Below are 22180 nucleotides of genomic sequence, written 5' to 3' on the forward strand. Positions count from 1 at the left end.
CGCTTCAGGCCTCCACCGGGGCGCCGTGCCCGCCTTCGAGGTAGGCGGCCTTGATCGCGGGGTCGGCGAGCAGCGCCCGCCCGGTGCCGCTCATGGTGATGCGGCCGTTGACCAGCACGTAGCCGCGATGCGCCAGCTTGAGCGCATGGTAGGCGTTCTGCTCGACGAGGAAGATCGTCATGCCGTCGCGCCGGTTGAGGTCGCGCACCGCATCGAAGATGCCCTTCACCACCAGCGGCGCGAGCCCGAGCGAGGGCTCGTCGAGCAGCAGCAGGCGCGGGCGGCTCATCAGGGCGCGGGCGATGGCCAGCATCTGCTGCTCGCCGCCCGACATGGTGCCGGCGCGCTGGGTCAGGCGCTCCTTCAGCCGCGGGAACAGGGCGCAGACGCGCTCGAGGTCCTGCGCGAAGTACTGCCCGTTGTGGAGCGCGGCACCCATCTGCAGGTTCTCGTGCACGCTCATGCGCGGGAAGACCCGGCGGCCCTCCGGCGACTGCGCGATCGCGAGGCGGGCGATCTCGTGGGTCGGCAGGCGGGTGATTTCGCGCCCGTCGTAGGTGATCGTGCCCTCGCGGGCCTGCGGCGCCCCGAAGATCGTCATCATCAGGGTCGACTTGCCGGCGCCGTTGGCGCCGATCAGCGTGACGATCTCGCCCTCGGTGACGTCGAGGTCGACGCCGCGCAGAGCCGCGACGCTGCCGTAATAGGTCGAGACCCCGCGCACCGAGAGCAGGGTCTTGCGGACCCCGGCCTTCTCGGCGGCGAGCGCCCGGGTCTCCTCGACGAGGACGTTGATGCCGGCGACGCTCAAGCCTCGACCTCCAGATGGGTCACGGTGAGGCCGACCTCGGCCTCGACGGCCTCGACCTCCTCGTCCTCGACGCCGAGATAGGCGGCGATCACCCGCGGGTCGGCGCGGACTTCGCCGGGCGTGCCGTCGGCGATCTTCACGCCATAATCGAGCACCACGACGTGGTCGGAGATCTCCATCACCACCGACATGTCGTGCTCGATCAGCAGCACCGAGGTGTCGTGCGCGTCGCGGATGTGGCGCAGCAGCGCGTTGAGCTCGCCCGATTCGCGCGGGTTCAGGCCGGCGGCGGGCTCGTCGAGGCAGAGCAGAACCGGCTCGGTGCACATCGCCCGGGCGATCTCCAGGCGGCGCTGGGCGCCGTAGGGCAGGTCGCCGGCCGGGTCGTCGGCCCGGTCGATCAGGTCGATGCGGCCGAGCCAGTCCTTGGCCCGCTCGATCGCCGCGGCCTCCGCCCGGCGGTAGACCGGGAGGCCGAGGAGTCCGAGCACGGTCATGCCGGACGCCCGCATCAGCGGGGCGTGCTGGGCGACGAGAAGGTTCTCCAGCACCGTCATGCCCTGGAACAGGCGGATGTTCTGGAAGGTGCGCGCCACCCGGCCGATCCGGTTGACGGCATGGTTCGGCAGACGTTCGAGCAGGTGCTTCGATCCGTCGGCGTGGGCCAGCGTCAGCTTGCCCTCGGTCGGCTTGTAGAAGCCGGTGATGCAGTTGAAGACCGTGGTCTTGCCGGCGCCGTTCGGGCCGATCAGCGCGGTGATGTCGCCGCGCCGGGCCTTGAAGGACAGGTCGCCGACGGCGACGAGCCCGCCGAAGCGCATGGTGAGGTGGTCGACGGTGAGCACCGCCTCGGCGTCGGGGGAAGGCCGCGTCATCAACCGTGGCCCTCGCTGACGTGGGCGCCCGAGATCGCGCGGCGCTCGCCGAGCGCCACCGAGGGCGTTCGCTCCGAGATCAGCCCGCGCGGGCGCCAGACCATCATCGCCACCATGGCGAGGCCGAACAGCAGCAGGCGGTACTCGTTCGGATCGAAGCCTTGGCCGAACACCGCCTTCAGGAACCCGAGGTTGCGCAGCATCTCGGGGCCGCCGACCATGGCCACCGCCGCGATCGCGACGCCGACCTGGCTGCCCATGCCGCCGAGCACCACGATCGCCAGGATGATCGCGCTCTCGAGGAAGTTGAAGCTCTCGGGGCTGATGAAGCCCTGGCGCACGGCGAAGAACGAGCCGGCGAACCCGCCGAAGGCCGCCCCGAGGGCGAAGGCCGTGAGCTTCGTCGTGGTGGTGTTGATGCCGAGGGAGCGGCAGGCGATCTCGTCCTCGCGCAACGCCTCCCAGGCGCGGCCGATCGGCAGCCGTCGCAGCCGCAGCGTCACGACGTTGGTGATCAGGGCGAGCGCCAGGATCAGGTAGTACAGGAACACGACTCGGTGCATCGAGTCGAAGGTCAGCCCGAAGCGGGCCGCGAACCCGTCCTCGCCCGCGGTGAAGGGGATGCCGAAGAAGGTCGCGCGCGGGATCGACGAGATGCCGGCGCCGCCGCCGGTGACGTCGACCCAGTTGATCAGCACGAGGCGGATGATCTCGCCGAAGGCCAGCGTGACGATGGCGAGGTAGTCGCCGCGCAACCGCAGCACGGGAAAGCCGAGCAGCATGCCCCACAGGGCGGCGAACAGGCCGGCGAGCGGAAGGCAGACCCAGAACGACAGGCCGAAGGTTGTGGACAGGAGTGCGTAGGAATAGGCGCCGACCGCGTAGAACGCGACGTAGCCGAGGTCGAGCAGGCCCGCGAGGCCGACGACGATGTTGAGGCCCCAGCCGAGCATCACGTAGGTGAGGATCAGGATGCCGAGGTCGATCCAGTAGCGCCCCTCCCCGAGGCTGCCGCTGGCGAGCGCCGCGACGACGGGGAGCGTCAGCGCGATGCCGATGAACAGCCACAGCGCCAGCATCGAGACGCGCTGCCCGGCATTCGGGGTGGCGCCGACCGCCTCCGTTGCCTGCGAACGCGCCGGGGTGAGCGCCCGGCGGGCGTCGCGGCGCATCAGGATCAGGCGCTGCGCGAGGCGGGCCAGGAAGATCGCGGCGCAGAGCGCGAGGACGAGGCCCCAGCGCGGCGTCAGCTCGAGGCCGCCGGTCGGGCCGGCATCGGTCCGGAAGGCGACCACCGGCACGCACAGCGCGAAGGTGCCGAGCGCGTAGAAGGCGGCGTCCTTGAGGATGCCGGGGAGGCCGACGGCCCCGCGTGTGGCGGCGGCCATCAAACCTTCTCGACCTCGGCGCGGCCGAGGATCCCCGACGGCATGAAGATGAGCACCACGGCAAGGATCGAGAAGGCGGCGACGTCCTTGTACTCGATCGAGAAGTAGGCCGACCAGAACGTCTCGATCAGGCCGATGATCAGGCCGCCGAGCACCGCGCCCGGCAGCGAGCCGATGCCGCCCAGAACCGCCGCGGTGAACGCCTTCACCCCCGGCACGAAGCCGTCCGAGAACGAGACCACGCCGTAATACATCAGGTACAGGACGCCGGCGACGGCGGCGAGCGCGGCGCCGAGCACGAAGGTGAGCGAGATCGTGCGGTCGACGTCGATGCCGAGCAGCGCGGCCATCTTGCGGTCCTGCTCGCAGGCGCGCTGCGCCCGGCCGAAGGGCGTGCGCTGGACGAGGTACCAGAAGCCGGTGAGCAGCACCGCGGTCACCGCCATGATCAGGCACTGCTTGTAGGACAGGAACACCTGGAAGCCGTCGGTCTCGAACAGGGTGATCCCGCCCGACAGCATCGGCGGAAGCGGCTTGTTGCGCGCGCCCTGCGCCACCTGGACGAAGTTCGAGAGGAAGATCGAGACGCCGATCGCCGAGATCAGCGGCGCCAGCCGGAAGGAGCCGCGCAGGGGACGATAGGCCACCCGCTCGATCGCCCAGCCCCAGAGCGCGGTGAGCACCATCGAGACCACGAGCACGATCAGGAAGGCCAGCGCGATCGACGAGACGCCGAGCCAGGTGGTGAGGATCAGGAAGCCGATCAAGGCGATGAAGCTTGAGACCATGAAGACGTCGCCGTGGGCGAAGTTGACCATGCCGATGATGCCGAACACCATCGTGTATCCGATCGCGATCAGGCCGTAGATCGACCCGAGCGTCAGCCCGTTGATCAACTGCTGTACGAAGACATCCATCGTGTGCCCGTCTCTCCGTCTGCGCGCCGTGCCTTGAGGGCAAGTCCCGCATTCATGGCAAGTCCCGTATTCATGGCAAGTCCCGTACCGCACCTGTGGCTCGGCGGCCACAAGGCGCGGCGACTGCAGTTTCAGCGGGACCGCGGCCAAGCATAGCCCGCGGCGCGACGAGAATGCCACGCCGGATCATCCGATCCCGGCAAAAAACAAAAGGTCTGAAACGACGGGATTAAAGCTGCGCAGCCGCTTGCGCATGGCGCGCTTCCTGCTTCACATTCTCTTAACGGACAGTCGTGCGCCGGCTCGCATTCGCCCAGGAGTTCCCGATGACAGGTTCGCGGCTGACGACCATGATCTTCGTGGGCATGCTACTGGGCATCGCGGTCGGCTATCTCTGTAGCATCACCTGGCCCGATCCGCAGACCTCCAAGGAGATCGCCGGCTACATCGCGCTGATCAGCGACATCTTCCTGCGGCTGATCAAGATGATCATCGCGCCACTGGTGTTCTCGACGCTCGTCGTCGGCATCGCGCATCTCGGGGATACGGCCTCGGTCGGTCGCGTCGGCGGCAAGGCGCTGCTGTGGTTCGTCGGCGCCTCGTTCTGCTCGCTGATGCTGGGCCTCGTCCTCGTCAACATCATGCAGCCCGGCCACAACCTGAACCTGCCGCTGCCCGACGTCGGCGCCGGCACCGGTCTGAAGGCCGCCTCGCTGTCGCTGAAGGAGTTCGTCACCCACCTCGTGCCCAAGAGCGCGGTCGAGGCGATGGCCAACAACGAAATCCTGCAGATCGTCGTGTTCTCGATCTTCTTCGGCGTGGCGCTCGCGGCGCTCGGCGAGAAGGGCCACTTCCTGGCCAAGGGCATCGAGGGCGTGGCCGACGTGATGCTCAAGGTCACCGGCTACGTGATGCTGTTCGCGCCCGTCGCGGTGTTCGCGGCGATCGCGGCGACGATCACCACGCAGGGCATCGGCGTGCTCGTCACCTACGGCAAGTTCCTGGTCGAGTTCTACATCGGCCTCGGCGTGCTCTGGGGCCTGCTGATGGGCGTCGGCTTCCTGATGCTCGGGGGAGCCGGGATCAAACGGCTGTTCAACCTGATCAAGGAGCCGTTCGTGCTCGCCTTCTCGACCGCATCGAGCGAGGCGGCCTACCCGAAGATGCTCACGAACCTCGAGCAGTTCGGCGTGCCCAACCGCATCACCTCGTTCGTGCTGCCGATGGGCTACTCGTTCAACCTCGACGGCTCGATGATGTACTGCACCTTCGCCGTGATGTTCATCGCGCAGGCGTACAACATCCCGCTCACCTGGGGGCAGCAGCTCACGATGCTGTTCCTGCTGATGGTGACATCGAAGGGCATGGCCGGCGTGCCGCGCGCCTCGCTCGTCGTGATCTCGGCGACGCTGACGCAGTTCAACATCCCGGAGGCCGGGCTGCTGCTGATCATCGGCATCGACCAGTTCCTCGACATGGGCCGCTCGGCGACCAACGTGCTCGGCAACAGCATCGCCACCGTCGCCGTCGCGAAATGGGAGGGCCAGCTGACCACGAGCGACCAGCGGCTCGACCATGTCGGCGCCGTGGCCGCCGCCGAGTAGGCCTCCGTCCCGACCGGGCTTTGCCTGCCGTATCCAGGAGTATCGCGATGGCGTCAGGCAAGGTGATCGCGGCGTTGGCGGCGGGGCTGATAGCGGTCGGGCTCATCGCGACGCCCGGGCCGGCGGGGGCGGTCGACGTGCTCACCGGCTCGCTCAAGACCATCGCCGCCAAGGGCGAGGTGGTGATCGGCTACCGCACCAGCTCGGTCCCGTTCTCCTTCGTCGAGGGCAAGCGGGCCGACGGCAGCCCGCGCCCGATCGGCTACGCGATCGACCTCTGCGGCGAGATCGTCGACGAGATCGGCCGCGAGACCGGGCGCACCGACCTGAAGGTCCGCTACGAGCCGGTGACCTCCGAGACGCGGTTCGCGGCGGTGTCCGAGGGAAGGGTCGACCTCGAATGCGGCTCGACCACCGCCAACGCCGAACGCCGCCGCACGGCGGCGTTCTCGCCGGTGACGTTCATCAGCGCGACGAAGCTTCTGGTGCCGCGGGCCTCGGCGATCGCGTCCTATCGCGAGCTGGGCGGCAAGAAGGTCGTCGTCACGGCCGGCACCACCAACGAGCGCGCCGTGCGCGATATCCTGGCCAAGCTCAAGCTGCAGGCCGAGATCCTGACCGGAAAGGACCACGCGGAATCCTACGCCATGGTCAAGGACGGCCGGGCCGACGCCTTCGCCACCGACGAAATCCTGCTCTACGGCCTGATCGCCAACGACGGGACCGACGGCGCCAAGTACACGGTGCTGCCGGACAAGCTCTCGTTCGAGCCCTACGGCATCATGTTCCGCAAGGACGACCCGGAGATGGCCGGCGCGGTCGCCGCCACCTTCAGCCGCCTCGCCGAGAGCCGCGAGCTGCGCTGGACCTACGAGCGCTGGTTCCTCAAGCGCCTGCCGAACGGCGAGCGCCTCAACGTGCCGATGTCGAACGACCTCCACACCAGCTTCCAGCTGATCGGGCTGGAGGATTGAGGTAGGGCGTTCGCGGATTGACGCAGGATTGATCTGAAGGAAGAGACGCCCCCTCTCCCCGCGGGCGGGGAGAGGCCTGCAGGCACCGCGTCGCGCCTGCAGGAAGCGGAGGCGGAGCCGACGCGGCGGTGAGGGGAAGGTGCCGGATGAGGCTTCCCCGTCGAAGCCCCCTCACCCTCGGCTGCGGCCTCGCTTCGCCGACGACGAGGTCGGCAAAGCCCTCTCCCCGCAGGCGGGGCGAGGGGATGCGCGCACCTTGGACAGCACCGAAGCCGGGCAATCGGTGGCCGCGGCGGGGTTCGTGCGCGCCCCGCGCTTACCCCCGGCCGGCTTCGGCCTTCCGGTATTCCCGTCCGTGCTCGCAATAGCCCTCGACGATCCGGACCATCATCGCGCGCTTCTCGGCGTCCAGCGGGGCGAGGATGCGGGCCGGGCGGCCGCCCCAGAGGTAGCCGCCTTCGAGGAGCTGGCCGGGATCGGTGGTACTCCCTGCCGCCAGCATGACGTCGTCGGCGATGACCGTGCCTGGGGCGACCGAGGCGCCGATGCCGATCAGCGAGCGGGCGCCGATGCGGCTGTCGCCGATGCGGACGTTGTGGCCGATGGTGGTGTCGCGGCCGATGACGACGCCCTCCCCGCGGGTGCGGATCACGGTGTTGTCCTGGATGTTGGTGTCGGCGCCGACGAGGATCGGCCCGACCTCGGCGTGGAGGTCGCAGGAGAACAGCACGCTCGATCCGGCACCGAGGCTGACGCGTCCGCGGACGCGGGCCGTGCTGGCGACGTAGACCGTGTCCTCCACCTCCGGCGGATCGCCGGCCGCGACGGGCGCCGGGTCGCCCGCGGCCTCGCGCAGGCGCTCGGCGCGCTCGTCGATCTCGGCCCGGTCGATCGGGCGCTGCGGCTTGGCCGGGCTGCCGGCGTAGACGAAGCCGCCGGCGAGCTGCGCCCGCGGAAACACCGTCGCGCCGGCCTCGATCACCGCGCCGTCGCCGATGCTGGCCCCGTCGAGGATCACGACGTCGTCCTCGATCACCACGTCGGAGCCGACCGTGCAGGCGTGCACCACGCTGTTGCGCCCCACCGTGACCCTGTCGCCGACGGTGGTGCCGTGGGTGAAGGTGGCGATGTGGACGGTGGAGCGGTGCCCGAGCCAGAACCGGTCGCCGAGGGTGACCGGCTGCCCGTCCGCGCGGATCACGCCGTCGTCGCCGATCCAGGCCTGGCTGCCGAGGCGCACGGCGCCGATGGCGGTGCTGCCGCGCCCGCACCAGACCGGGCGGCTGATGAATTCCGGCAGGACGCCGTCATAGGGAAGGATCAGTTCGGGCGTCACGTCTTCGTCCTTCGGGGCCGATCGGCCCACGCCTTCTGGCGGCGAGCCGATATGCCATATAGGCGCAGGCGATGGCCGAGTCAGGCGCAAGCGTGTTTCGTCGTCGCGCCACCGTCACCGTCACCCCGCTGCGCCGCGCCGAGAACCCGATGTCGCCCGCTCCTCCGCCCTCCGCCGCACCAAGCGCCGCGCCCCTGCCCACCGTCGCGATCCAGGCCGCGCCGTTCGACGTGGCCGCCGAGATCGCCGCGCTGAACGGGCGGCTCGCCGGCCGCGCCGGCGCGGTCGTCACCTTCACGGGGCTGTGCCGCGACGAGGGCGGACGGCTCGAGGCGCTCGAGCTGGAGCATTATCCCGGCATGGCCGAGGCCGAGATCGGGCGGGTGGCTGCGGCGGCCGAGGCGCGCTGGCCGCTGCAGGCGGTCCGGGTGATCCACCGCTACGGCCTCGTGGCGCCGGGCGACGGCATCGTGCTGGTGATCACCGCGTCGAGCCACCGCGTCGCGGCCTTCGAGGCGGCGAGCTTCCTGATGGACTATCTGAAGACCCGGGCCCCGTTCTGGAAGCGCGAGCACCTGATCGACGGGACGAAGGGCGGCTGGGTCGAGGCGGCGGAGGCGGACGACGCGGCCGCCGCGCGCTGGGCCGCGATCCTCGGTGACGCCGCGACGACCGAGGGTTGACCGCGACGCCGCACAAGCGCTCGTGAGCGCCGACCTCGCATCAGTTACGAAAGACGACATGGCCGAGCCCAAGACCGAAGCGTTCGCCGGCCCCGTGGGCCCGTGGCGGGGAACCCTGCCGCTCGCCGCATCCGGCATCGCCGTGGTGTCGTTCGTGGCGTTCCTGGCGCTGGCCTGGATGTCGGTGGGCACCCTGTTCCTGGTCTTCGCCGGGGTGCTGCTCGGGGTGTTCCTCGACGGGCTCACCCGCGGCCTCGGCCACCTCCTGCCCCTGCCCCGCGGCCTGAGGCTGACGATCGCCAGCCTCGCGGTGGCGGCCGCGGCCATCGGCCTGATCGGGTTCGGCGGCGCCACGGTGGTGCAGCAGGGCCGCGACCTCGGCCAGACGATCAAGGGCCAGGCGGGCACCGTCACCGGGTGGTTGTCCTCCTACGGGATCGACCTGCCGATGCTCGAACCGGGCGGCGGCTCGGACGACAAGGGGCAGAACGGCACGGGCCAGAACGGCCCCGGTAAGGACGAGAAGCCCGCGCCGAAGGACGACGACAAGAAGTCCGGCGGGCTCGCCGGCCTCGCTTCCGGTGCGATCAAGAGCCCCAGCTCGCTGCTGTCGGATGCCGGCAATGTCCTCGGCCCGGCGGCCACGGTGCTCGTCGGGTTGTTCAGCGCGCTCGGCAACGTGCTGGTGATCGTGTTCCTCGGCCTGTCCTTCGCCGCCGACCCGGGCAGCTACCGCGACGGGGTGCTGCGCTTCATCCCGCCGAAGAAGCGCGGGCGCTGGGCCAAGGTGCTCGACGGCGCCGGAGAGACCCTGCGGCACTGGCTGTTCGGCCAGCTGATCACGATGGCGGTGATCTTCGTCTGCATCTGGGCCGGCCTCAGCTTCCTCGGTATCGGCGGCTCCTTGATCCTCGGGCTGCAGGCGGGCCTGCTGGCCTTCGTGCCGACGGTCGGGCCCCTGCTCGCCGGCGTGATCATCCTTCTGGCGAGCCTCGCCTCGGGGACGAACGCGCTGCTCGGCGCGCTCGGCGTCTACCTGGCGGTGCAGTGCCTGGAGAGCTACGGGCTCACCCCGTTCATCCAGAAGCGCGCCCTCGACATCCCGCCGGCCACGATCTTCGCCGGGCAGCTCGTGCTCGGCGTGATCTTCGGCCTGTGGGGCATCGCGCTGGCCCTGCCGATGATGGCGGTGATCAAGGTGCTGCTGGAGCAGCTCTACGTCGAGGACACGCTCGGCGAGGACGCCACGGTCTGAGGCGCTAAAGCATTTTCAAGCGAGGTGGATGCCGGCTCGCGTGAAGAAAATGCGACCACACAGCAGGTTAGAGCATTTTCAGTGATCCAGAGATCACGGAAAATGCTCTAGCGTTCCAGGGCGCCCTCGATCATCGCGGCGACGGCGAGCGCGCGCCCGTCGCCGCCGAACCGCGCGATGACCTGCACGCCGACCGGCAGGCCGTCGCCCGGCACCGGCACGTTCACGCAGGGCACGCCCATCAGCGTCCACAGGCGGTTGAAGCGGGCGTCACCGGTGGAGGCCAGCGTCCGCGGGGCGAAGCCGGGGGCCGAATAGGTCAGGATCGCGTCGAAGTCCGAGAACAGCGTCTTGAGGAGGCGCCGCGCCCGGTGCGCCTTGCGGCGCGCGTCGTCGTAGGCGGCGGCGTCCAGCCCCTGCGCGGCGTCGAGCTGCGGCCCGAGCCGCGGGCTCAAGGCGTCGCGATGGTGGGCGTATTCCCAGGCAAGCGCCTGGCGCGCCTCGAAATCCTGGATCGTCCCGTGGCTCTCGAACGCGGCCGCGAATTCCGGCGGCAACGCGAAGTCGCGCACCAGCGCGCCCGCGCGCTCGGCGGCCTGCCGCGCCCGGTCGAGCGCGCTTTTCGCCTCCGGCGCGGGAGCCTCGGCGAAGTCCTGCGTCACGACCATCACCCGCGGCGTGCCGGGCGGGGTGCCGCCCAGGTCGATTGCCGGGCGGGCGGCGATCAGGGCCAGCGCGTGGGCGACGTCGCCGACGCCGGCGCCGAACAGGCCGAGCGTGTCGAGCGCCCACGAGAACGTCTTGACGCCGACCGTGGGCAGCAGCCGGAACGAGGGCTTGATCGCGGCGCAGCCGCAGAAGCTTGCCGGGCGGATCACCGAGCCGCCGGTCTGCGTGCCGAGCGCCAGCGGCAGCATCCCGGCCCCGACCGCGGCGGCCGAGCCCGCCGAGGAGCCACCGGGCGTGTGGCCGGGATCGTGCGGATTCGTGGTCTCGGTGGGGTCGACGCTGGCGAAGGGCGAGGTCGTGGTCTTGGCCAGCACCACCGCGCCGAGGGCCTTCAGGCGCATCACGATCGGGGCGTCGGTCTTCGGCTGCCAGCCCTCGTAGATCGGCGAGCCCATCTGCGTCGGCATCGCGGCGGTGTCGATGATGTCCTTCACGCCCACCGCGATCCCGGCGAGCGGTCCGGCATCGGTGACGGCGGGGGCGGGATCGGTGACCACCGTGGCGCGCACCACAGGATCGCGCGCGAGGATCGCCTCCTGCGACAGCCGGATCGCGCCCTCGGGCGTGAGGGTGCCGGCTTCGATGCGGCGGCGCAGGTCGACCAACGAGAGCATCACGCGTCCTTGACTTGAGCGACTTGGACTTATCGGTTCGGGGGCGGCGCCGGCGACAGCGGCGCGCAAGCCCGTGCAGGTTTCATGCGCGATGGCACGAACGCGACCGCCATTTGCAGGCCCTACCATGCGAAGGCCCGCGTCGCGACGGCGGCAGCGTTAGCACCGCATTTACGCGATCGTGAGCATTCTCCGCACCATGTGGCGTAGCGTACTCGCGTTCTCCGCCCTTGCGCTGTTCGGCGCGGGGCTCACCGGCTGTGCGATCAACAAGTTTGAGCGCCGCGACGCCTGGCGCGACCAGGCGGAACAGGTGTGCCTGGCCAAGAAGCTGGTCGAGCCGACCGAGTTCGTCGTGCCGGCCAAGGAGATCGACGGACCCGGCCCCTGCGGCATGACCCAGCCGTTCCGGGTGACGCGGCTGGGCGGCGGCGCCGTGATCCTGAAGCAGAAGATGACGCTCGGCTGCCCGGCGCTGGCCGAGGCCGAGGCCTGGCTCGCCGACACAATCCAGCCGGCCGCCGCCCTGTATTTCGGGCAGCCGGTCGCCGAGATCAACGCCGGCTCCTACGCCTGCCGCGGGAGGAACAACCAGGTCGGCGCCAAGCTCTCCGAGCACTCCTTCGGCAACGCGATCGACGTGATGTCGTTCAAGCTCGCCGACGGCTACGTCATCACCGTCAAGGGCGGTTGGCGCGGCACCGAAGCCGAGCAGGGTTTCCTGCGCGAGGTTTTCCTCGGCGCGTGCCAGCGCTTCACCACCGTGCTGGCGCCGGGCTCCAACGTGTTCCACTACGACCACATCCACGTGGACCTCGCCCGCCACGACCCGCGCGGGCTGAAGCGGATCTGCCAGCCGCTGATCAAGTTCACGCCGCAGCTCGGCTCCGACAACCCGCGGCCGATGTCCCGCCCCCGCCCGCCCGAGCGCCAGCCGGCGCCGCCGCAGGCCCCGGTGGATATCGAGGAGGACGATCCCTACGGCGCCTCGCCGACGTCGCGCGCCGCCCGCGCGCCGGCCCGCCCCCGCGCGCCGGCCCGCCCGGTCGCGCCCTCGGCCTACGCCTCGGCGCCCGCACCGCGCCCGATGCCGGCACGACCCGCCCCGCGCGTCGCGGCGGCCCTGCCCGGCGAAGACCCGGGCGGATTCGAGGAGCCGCTTTCGCTGGCCGCCCCCGGGCTGTCGTCGGGGCCGATCTACTGAGCGCCAAGGAAGCGACGAGTGTGCCTCGCGTGCCCCACCGGATCGCGAAAGCGTGGCCGCCAAGGTCGTCCGGCTTGACTTGAGCGTGCCCCGGGCCAACGTCGCCGGATGCAGGACACCTCGCGGAAAGCACCCGCCATGCGCTCGAACGCTCTCTCGGTCGCCGTCGGCGTCGGCCTCACCCTCGCCGGCTGTCTCCAGCCGGCCTTCGCGCGCTCGGCGCGGGAGGACATCGAGCCCTCCGAGGAGCGCGCCTTCCCGTTCGACGCGAACATCCCGGCCTGCCAGGATGCGGGCGTGCTGGAGAAGGTCTCGACGCAGTTCGCCGAGAAGGAGGCGAAGTTCTGGAACTCGTCCCTGACGATCGTGTCCTACGACACGATCGAGCGGACGGCGTGGCGGCCCTGGGGCCTCGACTACATCCCGCGCCGGTTCTGCAGCGCGACCGCCACCACCTCGGACGGCGTCCGCCGCAAGGTCGACTATTCCGTGCGCGAGAGCCTCGGCATCATCGGCGCGACCTGGGGCGTCGAGTTCTGCGTCCACGGCCTCGACCGCGACCTGAGCTACGCCTACGCCACCGCCTGCCGCATGGCACGCCCGTGAGGCGTGCCGGCCTCGCAATCGCGGCTGCCCGCTCCGCCGCCTTGACGGCCGGCCTCCTCACGGCAGGCGCGCAGGCTCAGGATTACGGCGGCTACGGCCGCGGCAACGACGCGCCCGGCAGCTTCGACTTCTACGTCCTGGCCCTGTCCTGGTCGCCGACCTATTGCGAGACCGCCGGCCAGCGCGACGACCGCCAATGCGCGGCCGGGCGCGGCCTCGGCTTCGTGGTGCACGGGCTGTGGCCGCAATACACCCGCGGCTATCCGCAGAACTGCTCGGCCGTGCAGCGCTCGCCGACCCCGCAGGCGATGGAGGTGGCCGGCCAGGTCTACCCGAGCGAGGGGCTGGCCCGCTACGAGTGGCGCAAGCACGGCACCTGCTCCGGCCTCGACCCGACCGCCTACTTCAACGCCGCGCGGACCGCACGCCTGGCGGTGACGATTCCCGACGACCTCAAGACCTCGGGCTCCGAGCGCCGCCTGGCGCCGATCGAGATCGCCCGGCAGTTCGTGACCGCGAACCAGGGTCTGCGGCCGGACATGATGGCGGTGTCCTGCGCCCGCGGGCAGCTGCAGGAGGTGCGGATCTGCTTCACCAAGGACCTGCGCGGCTTCGCCTCCTGCCCGGAGGTCGCGCGCGGCAATTGCCGCTCGCCCGAGATCACGGTCGGCGCCGCGCGCTGATCCTCGCGGTGAAATCCGCGCCGGACGGCTGGACCCGGGCCGCGCGATCCGCTTGATCAGCGGACATGAACTATCGCCACGCCTTCCATGCCGGCAACTTCGCGGACGTGCTCAAGCACCTCGTGCTGACGCGGGTGCTCGCGCACCTTTGCCTGAAGCCCGCTCCCTTCCGCGCCGTCGACACCCATGCGGGCCTCGGCTTCTACGACCTCACCGCCGACGAGGCCGGCCGCACCGCCGAATGGCTGGACGGCTGGGGCCGTCTCGACGATCCGTTCCCGGAAGCGGTCGAGGACCTGCTGACGCCCTATCGCGCCGCCGTCGCCGCGGTCCGGGCGCGCCACGGTGCCACGACCTATCCCGGCTCGCCGGCGCTGATCCGCGAGTTCCTGCGCGCCGAGGACCAGGGCGTCTTCGTCGAGCTCCATCCCGCCGACCATGCGGTGCTGCGCGAGCGCTTCAACGAACACGCCCGCACCAAGGTGCTCCACCTCGACGGCTGGACCGCGCTGAACGCGATGATCCCGCCGCCCGAGCGCCGCGGTCTCGTCCTGATCGACCCGCCCTACGAGGTGCCGGGCGAGATCGACCGCCTCGGCGCGCACCTCGCCAAGGCGGTGGCGAAGTGGCCGACCGGCGTGTTCCTGGCGTGGTATCCGATCAAGAACCTCGCCGCCGTCGATCGCATGGCGGGCGTGCTCGACGGCGCCCTCGTCCGCCCGGCGCTCCGCCTCGACCTGATGATCGATCGGCCCGACGACACGCGGCTCACCGGCAACGGCCTGATCGTGGTCAACCCGCCCTGGCGGCTCGCCGAGGAAGCCGCCCTGTTCCTCCCGGCCCTGGCCGACCGCCTCGCCCGCGGCGCCTACGGCGCGTTCCGGTGTGAAGTGATCGGGAAGGTCGGTTGAACGGCGCCCTTCCCTCCCCCGCGGAGGGGGGAGGGAATCGACACGCCTCACGCGTGCGCCAGGATCGCCAACAGCAGCAGTGCGATGATGTTGGTGATCTTGATCGCCGGGTTCACCGCCGGGCCGGCGGTGTCCTTGTAGGGGTCGCCGACGGTGTCGCCGGTGACCGCCGCCTTGTGGGCGTCGGAGCCCTTGCCGCCGTGGTGCCCGTCTTCGATGTACTTCTTGGCGTTGTCCCAGGCGCCGCCGCCCGAGGTCATCGAGATCGCGACGTAGAGGCCGGTGAGGATGACGCCGAGCAGGCTCGCGCCCACCGTGGCGAAGGCCTGCGACTTGCCGGCGACGAGCTGGATCGCGAAGAACAGCACGATCGGCATCAGCACCGGCAACAGCGACGGCACGATCATCTCGCGGATCGCGGCGCGGGTCAGCATGTCGACGGCGCGGCCGTAATCCGGCCGGTCGGTGCCGGCCATGATGCCCGGCTTCTCGCGGAACTGGCGGCGGACCTCCTCGACCACGGCGCCCGCGGCACGTCCCACCGCCGTCATCGCCATGCCGGCGAACAGGAACGGGATCAGCCCGCCGAGCAGCAGCCCGACCACGACGTAGGGGTTGGACAGCGAGAAATCGACCGTGACGCCCTTGAAGAAGCGGTACTGCGTGTCGCTGGCGTTGGCGATGAAGTAGTCGAGGTCTGAGGTGTAGGCGGCAAACAGCACCAGCGCGCCGAGGCCCGCCGAGCCGATGGCGTAGCCCTTGGTGACGGCCTTGGTGGTGTTGCCGACGGCGTCGAGGGCGTCGGTCGAGCGCCGGACCTCGGAGGGCAGCCCCGCCATCTCGGCGATGCCGCCGGCGTTGTCGGTGACCGGGCCGAAGGCGTCGAGCGCGACGATGAAGCCGGCCAGCGCCAGCATCGCCGTGACCGCGATGGCGATGCCGAACAGGCCGGCGAGCGCATGGGTGGAGATGATGCCGCCGACGATGACCAGCGCCGGAAGCGCCGTCGATTCGAGCGAGACGGCCAAGCCCTGGATCACGTTGGTGCCGTGGCCGGTGACCGAGGCGTCGGCGATCGACTTCACCGGCCTGAAGTTGGTGCCGGTGTAGAATTCGGTGATCACCACGATCAGCGCGGTGATGACGAGGCCGATCACCGCGCAGCCCAGCAGCCCGCCGGAGGTGAAGCTGACGCCGGTGGAGGTGGTGAAGCTGGTGGACAGGCCGCCGAACAGGGCGAAGTTCACCGCCGCGATCGCCACGATCGACAGCACGCCCGCGGTGATCAGGCCCTTGTACAGCGCCCCCATGATCGACTGGTTGGCCCCGAGCCGCACGGCGTAGGTGCCGGCGATCGAGGTGAGGATGCAGGACGAGCCGATGGCCAGCGGATAGATCATCATCGCCTCGAGCACGTTGCGGCCCGCGACGTCGACCTGGCCGCCGAAGAAGATCGCGGCGAGCACCATCGTGGCGACGACCGTGACGGCGTAGGTCTCGAACAGGTCGGCGGCCATGCCGGCGCAATCGCCGACGTTGTCGCCGACGTTGTCGGCGATGGTGGCCGGGTTGCGCGGGTCGTCCTCCGGGATCCCGGCCTCGACCTTGCCGACGAGGTCGCCGCCGACGTCGGCGCCCTTGGTGAAGATGCCGCCGCCCAGCCGCGCGAAGATCGAGATCAGCGAGGCGCCGAAGCCGAGCGCCACCAGGGCGTCGATGACTTCGCGGCTGGCCGGCGCGAGGCCGGCCCCGCGGGTGAGGTAGAGGTAGTAGAAGGCGACGCCGAGCAGCGCGAGGCCCGCGACCAGCATGCCGGTGACGGCGCCGGACTTGAACGCGACCTCGAGGCCGCCGCCGAGCGAGGTCGAGGCCGCCTGCGCCGTGCGCACGTTGGCGCGCACCGAGACGTTCATGCCGATGAATCCGGCAGCCCCCGACAGCACCGCGCCGATCAGGAAGCCGACCGCCACCTTGATTCCGAGGAAGAAGGCGAGCGCTGCGAAGAGCACGATGCCGACGAGGCCGATGGTGGCGTATTGGCGCTTGAGGTAGGCCTGCGCGCCCTCGGCGATCGCGGCGGCGATCTCCTGCATCCGCTGCGTGCCGGCGTCGCGTTTCATCACGTCGTTGATCGTCACGATTCCGTAGGCGACGGCGCACAGCCCGCCCAGGATGATCAGCAGCAAAGCGGTCATGCACCCGTCCCTTGTTTTCGTGATGCCTGGTTCTCGTGATGCGTGGCGTCGGCTTGGTCGTCGTCGAGCCGAACCCTCAGGGTCCCCTCGATCGGCTCGGGTTCGGCATTCCTTCGCAGAAGTGCCAGACTTGATTGCCAAACTTCGCGGTCGAGCGCAAACGCGACTTTCGATCGGCCCCACGAGATCTTGCTGCGCTGCAGCATAGACTTTTGAATTCTGTTCTTCGGAAGGGCGCTGGTCGCCGGGTGAGTGGCCGTCTAGGCGGCGACGGCGGGCGGCCGCATCGCCGATCGCCGCTTCAGCCGAGCGTTAACCCAGCATTAACCATAGCAACTACTACTCTTGGTTGCATAAAGGAGAGAGTGCTTCACGATGAGCAGCGATCAGGTGGCGAAGCTCGCGGCGACGATCGACGTGCTGACGAGCGCCGTGCAGTTCCTCATTGCGGAGCGCGTGAGCATGCAACCGCCGGCGCTGCACGGCGCCCTGCTTCAGGTGCTGCAGCGCTCGCTCTCGGTTCCGGCGCAGAGCTACGCGGACGAGCGCGGCGGCGCTGCGGTGCAGGAGGCCGACCTCGCGCGCTGGACCCCGATCGTCGCGACGCACCTGATCGACGACGTGCGGCGCCAGCTCGGCCATCCGCCCGTGGCCGTCGCGCCGACCGCGCCCGCCAAGGTCCGGACGATCTCCGAGGCGTTTTCAGAAATGGCTGAACGCGCCCGCCGCGAAAACGCGCGCGGCGCCCTCGGCATCGCGAAAGCCGGGTAGTCCGCTGCCTGATCCGACGGTGCCGACGACCGAGACCGGCACGCCGGCCGCAGCGGCCGCGGCGCGGAACGCGTCGCAGGAATCGGGGGCCACGGTGCACAGAATCTCGTAGTCGTCGCCGCCGGTGACGGCGACGTCGAACAGGTCCGTCCGGCTCGCGATGGCGCGGGTGGCAGCCGGGGACAGCGGCACCGCCGCCGCGTCGATCTCGGCCGTCGCGCCGGCGCCGGCCAGCATCTTGGCGAGGTCGCCGGCCAACCCGTCCGACACGTCCATCGAAGCGGTCGCGAAGCGCAGGACTGCGTCGGCGAGACCCAGGCGGGCTTGCGGGTGCAGGTAGCGGTCGGCGAGGTGCGCGCGCGCAGGCGCATCGAGCGCCCGGACCCAGCCGGCATCGGGATCGAGCCGCATCCGCAAGCCGAGCGCTGCGTCGCCGATGGTGCCGCTGACGCAGATCCTGTCGCCGACCCGCGCGGTCGCGCGGCGCACGATGCGCCCGGCAGGGACTTCGCCGATCGCGGTGACGCCGATCAGCGCCGGCCCGCCGGATTTCACCGTGTCGCCGCCGAGCAGCGGGCAGCCGGACGCCCGGCTCGCCTGTCCGAGCCCTTCGGCGAAGCGCGCCAGCCAGGCTTCGGTCCAGTCCGCCGGCAGGGCGAGGGTGAGCAGGAAGCCGCGCGGGACGGCGCCCTTGGCGGCGATGTCGGAGAGGTTCACCCCGAGCGCCTTGCGGGCGAGCGATTCCGGCGGGTCGTCGGGGAAGTAGTGGATGCCGGAGACGATCGCGTCCGCCGTCAGCACGAGGTCGTGGCCGGGGCTCGGCGCGAGGCTCGCCGCGTCGTCGCGCAAGCCGTCGGCGCCGGGGCCGGCGAGCGGGGCGAAGTAGCGCGCGATCAGCGCCTCCTCGGTGGGACGCGAGGAAATCACGTGATCGCCCGCCCGGCCGCTCACCCCTGCTTGGCGCCGGCCAGCTCCGCCGCGCGGGTCTGGCGCGCGACCTTGTCGAGCACGGCGTTGACCATGCCCGGCTCGTCGCCGGTGTAGAAGCTGTGGGCCACGTCGACGTATTCCGAGATCGCGGCGCGGGCCGGCACGTCGCGGCGGAACATCAGCTCGTAGGTGCCGGCGCGCAGGATGGCGCGCAGCACGACCTCGATGCGCTTCAGCGGCCAGCCCTGGCTCAGGGCCTGGTCGATCTGCGGATCGATCGCGCGCTGCTCCTCGACGACACCGCGCAGCAGGTCGCGGAAGAAGGCCGTCTCGGCCGGCGGATGCACCACGCCGTCGATCTCCTTGCCGAGCCAGAAGGTCTCGAACTCGGCGAGCGCGTCGAGGACGCCCTTGCCGGAGATCTCCATGTCGTAGAGCGCCTGCACGACGGAGAGCCGGGCGCCGGTGCGCGGGTTGATCTTGGTCATGCGGGTTCAGGCTCTCGTGCGACGGCGGCCGCGCGCTTGAGCGCGAGCACCGCGAGGGCGGCCTCGGCCGCGCCGCCGCCCTTGTTCATCTCGGAGACGCGGGCGCGGGCGTGGGCCTGCGCCTCGTTCTCCACGGTCAGGATGCCGTTGCCGAGCGGCAGGCGCAGGCGCACCGACAGGTCCATCAGGGCCCGCGCGCTCTCGCCTGCGACGATGTCGTAATGCCCGGTCTCGCCGCGGATGACGCAGCCGAGCGCCACGACGGCGTCGTAGGGCGTGCCGGCCGCCTCGGCCGCCTCGAGCAGGATGGCGACGGTCGCGGGAATCTCCAGCGCGCCCGGCACGGTCACGACCGCGGCGTGGGCCTCCGCCGCCGCGACGGCGCCGAGCGCCCCGGCGAGCAGGTCGTCGGACAGGCCGTCGTAGAAGCGCGCCTCGACCACGAGGACCCGGGCGCCGGGCGTTTTCGGAGGGACGTAGGCGTCGCTGCGGGGGACATGCATGGGACTCGTGGGACTCCGGCGGACCCACCGCGCGTGCGGAGGGCGCTGACCGACGCGCCGTCTCCGGCCGTCTCGCATCCAGGGTGTTCGGGCAGGGTGTCCGAGGGAGCGAGGGTTAGACCGAAGCGACCGGCTCCACAAGCATGCCGGCGCCGGCCCGCCTGCGGACAGGGCATCGCCTCCATGCGCCGGCGCCCGGTGCGACGGCCCGGGCATCGCTTTTACGACGCCGCCGCGCCCGTGATGGCCCGCGGCTTGCTCCCCGGTTTTCGCGAAGGGCGTGCCGACCGAAGGACCCGCATGAACGTCGAGGTGATCCAGCTGACGAAGCGCTACGGCTCGACGCTCGCCGTCGACGCGATCGACCTCAAGATCCCGTCGGGCGCCTATTGCTGCCTGCTCGGGCCGTCCGGCTGCGGCAAGACCACGACCCTGCGGATGATCGGCGGGCACGAGGCCGTCAGCTCCGGCGCGGTGGTGATCGGCCCGCGCGCCGTCGGCGACGCGCCGCCGTCCGAGCGCGGCACCGCGATGATGTTCCAGAGCTACGCGCTGTTCCCGCACCTCACCTGCCGCGACAACGTCGCGTTCTCGCTTCGCATGCGCGGGGTCGCCAAGGCCGAGCGCCGCACGAAGGCCGACGCGATGCTTGACCTCGTGCAGATGGGCCACCTCGCGGACCGCCTGCCGGCGCAACTCTCTGGCGGGCAGCAGCAGCGCGTGGCGCTGGCCCGCGCGCTGGTCACCGGCCCGAAGGTGCTGCTCCTCGACGAGCCGCTCTCGGCCCTCGACCCGTTCCTGCGGGTGCGGATGCGGGTGGAGCTGAAGCGCATCCAGGCGGAACTCGGGCTCACCTTCATCCACGTCACGCACAGCCAGGAGGAGGCGATGGCGCTGTCCGACCTCGTGGTGGTGATGAACGGCGGCAAGATCGAGCAGGCGGGCGACCCGCGCACGGTGTTCGAGCGCCCGGCCTCGGCCTTCGTCGCCCGCTTCATCGGCGGCCACAACGTCATCGCCCTGCCCGAGGGCAAGGTCGCGGTGCGGGCCGACCGGATGCGGCTCGGGGCCGAGGCCGGCGCGGGCGCGGTGCAGGCCCGCGTGCTGGCCGTCGAATACCAGGGCGCCAGCGTGCAGGTGGCGCTCGAGGCGGACGGGATGACCGAGCCGGGCGGCCTGAGCGCGGTCCTCGACGACGCCACCTTCGCCGGCCGCCCGCTGGCGCCGGGCGACCGGGTCGCGCTCGGCTGGGACCCGGACGCCGCCCACCGCCTCGACGCCTGACGCGACCGCTCAACATAGACTAAGGAAAGCACGCGGATGACCAACGGCATCAAGTTCACGCGGCGCACGCTGCTCCAGGGGGCAGGCACCGCGCTCGCGGCCGGGCCGATCACCGGGTTTCCCGCCGTCCACGCCGCCGAGCCGGTGACGCTGCGCTATCTCGGCACCGCCGTGAACCAGTCCGGCGACATCGCCCGCAAGGTGAAGGAGGATCTCGGGATCACGATCGAGTACATCCCAGTCGTCACCGACGAGGTCACCAAGCGGGCGGTGACGCAGCCGAACTCGTTCGATCTGATCGACACCGAGTTTTTCAGCCTGAAGAAGATCGTCCCCTCGGGCAACATCCTCGGCATGGATGCGCGCCGGATCAAGAACGCGGACAAGATCACGCCGATCTTCACCAAGGGCGAGATCGCCGGCAAGGCGATCGGCGACCAGGGCACCGCGCCGAAGAAGGTGTTCTACCTCGAAGGCCAGACCGGCAAGTCCTTCGCCTCGTCGCCGACGGAGTGGATCACCCTGATCCCGACCACCTACAACGCCGACACCTTGGGCATCCGCCCCGACCTGATCAAGCGCCCGATCACCAGCTGGAGGGAGCTCCTGAATCCCGAGTTCAAGGGACGCGCCTCGATCCTCAACATCCCCTCCATCGGCATCATGGACGCGGCGATGGTGGTGGAGGCGACCGGCGACTACACCTACGGCGACAAGGGCAACATGACGAAGGCGGAGATCGACCGCACGATCAAGCTCCTGATCGAGGCCAAGCGCGCCGGCCAGTTCCGCGCCTTCTGGCAGGACTTCAACGAATCCGTGAACCTGATGGCGTCGGGCGAGACGGTGATCCAGTCGATGTGGTCGCCCGCCGTCACCAAGGTGCGGACGCAGGGCGTCGCCTGCACCTACCAGCCGCTGAAGGAAGGCTACCGCGCCTGGGCCACCGGCTTCGGCCTGCCGAAGACGCTGACCGGCCGCAAGCTCGATGCGGCCTACGACTTCGTCAACTGGTTCCTCTCGGGCTGGGCCGGCGCCTACCTCAACCGCCAGGGCTACTATTCCGCCGTTCCCGAGACCGCCAAGACCCAGATGGAGCCCTACGAGTGGGCCTACTGGATGGAGGGCAAGCCGGCCGAGAAGGACATCCACGGCCCCGACGGCGGCCTGCTCGAAAAGGCCGGCGCCACCCGCGACGGCGGCTCCTTCGAGGCCCGCATGGGCGCGGTGGCGTGCTGGAACGCGGTGATGGACGAGAACACCTACATGGTCCGCAAGTGGAATGAGTTCATCGCGGCGTGACGCGGGTTCTTTCCATATCCGCGACGCCGCTTCCCTCCCCCCTCTTCGGGGAAGGGTGGGCCTCGCATCAGCGAGGGTCGGGAGAGGGGAGCGACAGCGCCGGATACGGCGCTCTCC

General features: G+C 70.5%; 21 protein-coding genes. 11 read left to right on the forward strand and 10 right to left on the reverse strand.

Annotation, left to right across the window (positions count from 1 at the left end; all coding sequences use genetic code 11):
• Positions 1–4: 4 nt before the first annotated feature.
• The 4 genes from FV226_RS00750 to FV226_RS00765 are packed head-to-tail and all read right to left on the reverse strand — an operon-like array spanning position 5 to position 3991.
• Positions 5–811 (reverse strand): ABC transporter ATP-binding protein, encoded by an 807-nt coding sequence (locus tag FV226_RS00750; protein WP_147761405.1) that lies wholly within the window; start codon positions 809–811, stop codon positions 5–7.
• The gene (locus FV226_RS00755) at positions 808–1686 is read right to left on the reverse strand and encodes an ABC transporter ATP-binding protein (RefSeq protein WP_147761406.1); all 879 of its coding nucleotides are present in this window, start codon (positions 1684–1686) and stop codon (positions 808–810) included. The genes FV226_RS00750 and FV226_RS00755 overlap by 4 nt, the downstream gene beginning before the upstream one ends.
• The gene (gene livM, locus FV226_RS00760) at positions 1686–3074 is read right to left on the reverse strand and encodes a high-affinity branched-chain amino acid ABC transporter permease LivM (protein ID WP_147761407.1); all 1389 of its coding nucleotides are present in this window, start codon (positions 3072–3074) and stop codon (positions 1686–1688) included. The genes FV226_RS00755 and livM overlap by 1 nt, the downstream gene beginning before the upstream one ends.
• Positions 3074–3991 carry a branched-chain amino acid ABC transporter permease LivH gene (locus tag FV226_RS00765; RefSeq protein ID WP_147752781.1) on the reverse strand — a complete coding sequence of 306 codons (918 nt, stop codon included), beginning with the start codon at positions 3989–3991 and terminating at the stop codon, positions 3074–3076. The genes livM and FV226_RS00765 overlap by 1 nt, the downstream gene beginning before the upstream one ends.
• Before the next feature lie 326 nt (positions 3992–4317).
• Here FV226_RS00765 and FV226_RS00770 point away from each other — a divergent pair, with 326 nt between their 5' ends.
• The gene (locus FV226_RS00770) at positions 4318–5595 is read left to right on the forward strand and encodes a dicarboxylate/amino acid:cation symporter (protein WP_147752780.1); all 1278 of its coding nucleotides are present in this window, start codon (positions 4318–4320) and stop codon (positions 5593–5595) included.
• Between the two features lie 47 nt (positions 5596–5642).
• Positions 5643–6569 (forward strand): amino acid ABC transporter substrate-binding protein, encoded by a 927-nt coding sequence (locus FV226_RS00775; RefSeq protein ID WP_147761408.1) that lies wholly within the window; start codon positions 5643–5645, stop codon positions 6567–6569.
• Positions 6570–6885: 316 nt separating this feature from the next.
• Here the strand turns inward: FV226_RS00775 and FV226_RS00780 are convergent, their stop codons facing one another.
• Positions 6886–7905, reverse strand: coding sequence for a gamma carbonic anhydrase family protein (locus FV226_RS00780; protein WP_147761409.1), 1020 nt, complete (start codon positions 7903–7905; stop codon positions 6886–6888).
• 149 nt (positions 7906–8054) lie between these two features.
• Here FV226_RS00780 and FV226_RS00785 point away from each other — a divergent pair, with 149 nt between their 5' ends.
• A complete protein-coding gene (locus tag FV226_RS00785) occupies positions 8055–8588 on the forward strand; it encodes a molybdenum cofactor biosynthesis protein MoaE (RefSeq protein WP_147761459.1) in 534 nt (177 codons plus the stop codon).
• A gap of 58 nt (positions 8589–8646) precedes the next feature.
• A complete protein-coding gene (locus FV226_RS00790) occupies positions 8647–9843 on the forward strand; it encodes an AI-2E family transporter (protein WP_147761410.1) in 1197 nt (398 codons plus the stop codon).
• A 107-nt stretch (positions 9844–9950) separates the two neighbouring features.
• Here the strand turns inward: FV226_RS00790 and FV226_RS00795 are convergent, their stop codons facing one another.
• On the reverse strand, positions 9951–11186 hold the full coding sequence (locus FV226_RS00795) for an amidase (RefSeq protein WP_147761411.1): 1236 nt from the start codon (positions 11184–11186) through the stop codon (positions 9951–9953).
• Positions 11187–11385: 199 nt separating this feature from the next.
• Between FV226_RS00795 and FV226_RS00800 the strand changes: the two genes are divergently transcribed.
• The 4 genes from FV226_RS00800 (at position 11386) to rlmJ (ending at position 14590) form a co-directional block, all read left to right on the forward strand.
• Positions 11386–12390, forward strand: coding sequence for an extensin family protein (locus tag FV226_RS00800; protein ID WP_147761460.1), 1005 nt, complete (start codon positions 11386–11388; stop codon positions 12388–12390).
• A 138-nt stretch (positions 12391–12528) separates the two neighbouring features.
• The gene (locus FV226_RS00805) at positions 12529–12996 is read left to right on the forward strand and encodes a hypothetical protein (protein WP_147761412.1); all 468 of its coding nucleotides are present in this window, start codon (positions 12529–12531) and stop codon (positions 12994–12996) included.
• A gap of 41 nt (positions 12997–13037) precedes the next feature.
• A complete protein-coding gene (locus FV226_RS00810; protein WP_238270755.1) occupies positions 13038–13679 on the forward strand; it encodes a ribonuclease T2 in 642 nt (213 codons plus the stop codon).
• A 65-nt stretch (positions 13680–13744) separates the two neighbouring features.
• Entirely contained in the window at positions 13745–14590 is an 846-nt protein-coding gene (rlmJ, locus tag FV226_RS00815) for a 23S rRNA (adenine(2030)-N(6))-methyltransferase RlmJ (RefSeq protein ID WP_147751328.1), read from the forward strand.
• 47 nt (positions 14591–14637) lie between these two features.
• On the opposite strand, the gene FV226_RS00820 is transcribed toward rlmJ, so the two are convergent.
• Complete coding sequence (locus tag FV226_RS00820; RefSeq protein WP_147761413.1) at positions 14638–16785, reverse strand: sodium-translocating pyrophosphatase; 2148 nt, start codon at positions 16783–16785, stop codon at positions 14638–14640.
• Between the two features lie 390 nt (positions 16786–17175).
• On the opposite strand from FV226_RS00820, the gene FV226_RS00825 reads away from it, so the two are divergent.
• Complete coding sequence (locus FV226_RS00825; protein ID WP_238270753.1) at positions 17176–17556, forward strand: hypothetical protein; 381 nt, start codon at positions 17176–17178, stop codon at positions 17554–17556.
• On the opposite strand, the gene thiL is transcribed toward FV226_RS00825, so the two are convergent.
• From thiL to ribH, 3 genes are read right to left on the reverse strand one after another with little or no spacing between them, the layout of a single operon-like run.
• Positions 17488–18480, reverse strand: coding sequence for a thiamine-phosphate kinase (thiL, locus tag FV226_RS00830; RefSeq protein ID WP_147761461.1), 993 nt, complete (start codon positions 18478–18480; stop codon positions 17488–17490). The genes FV226_RS00825 and thiL overlap by 69 nt on opposite strands.
• 23 nt (positions 18481–18503) lie before the next feature.
• Positions 18504–18974, reverse strand: coding sequence for a transcription antitermination factor NusB (nusB, locus tag FV226_RS00835; protein ID WP_147751325.1), 471 nt, complete (start codon positions 18972–18974; stop codon positions 18504–18506).
• Complete coding sequence (ribH, locus tag FV226_RS00840; RefSeq protein WP_147761415.1) at positions 18971–19477, reverse strand: 6,7-dimethyl-8-ribityllumazine synthase; 507 nt, start codon at positions 19475–19477, stop codon at positions 18971–18973. Before ribH ends, nusB begins: the two co-directional genes overlap by 4 nt.
• 300 nt (positions 19478–19777) lie before the next feature.
• Between ribH and FV226_RS00845 the strand changes: the two genes are divergently transcribed.
• Together FV226_RS00845 and FV226_RS00850 are read left to right on the forward strand one after the other, a co-directional pair.
• On the forward strand, positions 19778–20761 hold the full coding sequence (locus tag FV226_RS00845) for an ABC transporter ATP-binding protein (RefSeq protein WP_147761416.1): 984 nt from the start codon (positions 19778–19780) through the stop codon (positions 20759–20761).
• A gap of 36 nt (positions 20762–20797) precedes the next feature.
• Positions 20798–22063, forward strand: a complete 1266-nt coding sequence (locus FV226_RS00850; protein WP_147761417.1) for an extracellular solute-binding protein — start codon at positions 20798–20800, stop codon at positions 22061–22063.
• Positions 22064–22180: the final 117 nt, after the last annotated feature.

It is taken from the genome of Methylobacterium sp. WL12 (assembly GCF_008039475.1).
GTDB classification, from domain to species: Bacteria; Pseudomonadota; Alphaproteobacteria; order Rhizobiales; family Beijerinckiaceae; genus Methylobacterium; species Methylobacterium cerastii.

Excerpts from the sequence above, each read along its gene's own strand:
- FV226_RS00755 (WP_147761406.1), bottom strand. The coding sequence starts at position 1,686 with ATGACGCGGCCTTCCCCCGACGCCGAGGCGGTGCTCACCGTCGACCAC.
- FV226_RS00820 (WP_147761413.1), bottom strand. The coding sequence starts at position 16,785 with ATGACCGCTTTGCTGCTGATCATCCTGGGCGGGCTGTGCGCCGTCGCC.
- FV226_RS00775 (WP_147761408.1), top strand. The coding sequence starts at position 5,643 with ATGGCGTCAGGCAAGGTGATCGCGGCGTTGGCGGCGGGGCTGATAGCG.
- rlmJ (WP_147751328.1), top strand. The coding sequence starts at position 13,745 with ATGAACTATCGCCACGCCTTCCATGCCGGCAACTTCGCGGACGTGCTC.
- FV226_RS00785 (WP_147761459.1), top strand. The coding sequence starts at position 8,055 with ATGTCGCCCGCTCCTCCGCCCTCCGCCGCACCAAGCGCCGCGCCCCTG.
- ribH (WP_147761415.1), bottom strand. The coding sequence starts at position 19,477 with ATGCATGTCCCCCGCAGCGACGCCTACGTCCCTCCGAAAACGCCCGGC.
- FV226_RS00795 (WP_147761411.1), bottom strand. The coding sequence starts at position 11,186 with ATGCTCTCGTTGGTCGACCTGCGCCGCCGCATCGAAGCCGGCACCCTC.
- FV226_RS00845 (WP_147761416.1), top strand. The coding sequence starts at position 19,778 with ATGAACGTCGAGGTGATCCAGCTGACGAAGCGCTACGGCTCGACGCTC.
- FV226_RS00770 (WP_147752780.1), top strand. The coding sequence starts at position 4,318 with ATGACAGGTTCGCGGCTGACGACCATGATCTTCGTGGGCATGCTACTG.
- FV226_RS00805 (WP_147761412.1), top strand. The coding sequence starts at position 12,529 with ATGCGCTCGAACGCTCTCTCGGTCGCCGTCGGCGTCGGCCTCACCCTC.
- nusB (WP_147751325.1), bottom strand. The coding sequence starts at position 18,974 with ATGACCAAGATCAACCCGCGCACCGGCGCCCGGCTCTCCGTCGTGCAG.
- FV226_RS00790 (WP_147761410.1), top strand. The coding sequence starts at position 8,647 with ATGGCCGAGCCCAAGACCGAAGCGTTCGCCGGCCCCGTGGGCCCGTGG.
- FV226_RS00800 (WP_147761460.1), top strand. The coding sequence starts at position 11,386 with ATGTGGCGTAGCGTACTCGCGTTCTCCGCCCTTGCGCTGTTCGGCGCG.
- livM (WP_147761407.1), bottom strand. The coding sequence starts at position 3,074 with ATGGCCGCCGCCACACGCGGGGCCGTCGGCCTCCCCGGCATCCTCAAG.
- FV226_RS00765 (WP_147752781.1), bottom strand. The coding sequence starts at position 3,991 with ATGGATGTCTTCGTACAGCAGTTGATCAACGGGCTGACGCTCGGGTCG.
- FV226_RS00850 (WP_147761417.1), top strand. The coding sequence starts at position 20,798 with ATGACCAACGGCATCAAGTTCACGCGGCGCACGCTGCTCCAGGGGGCA.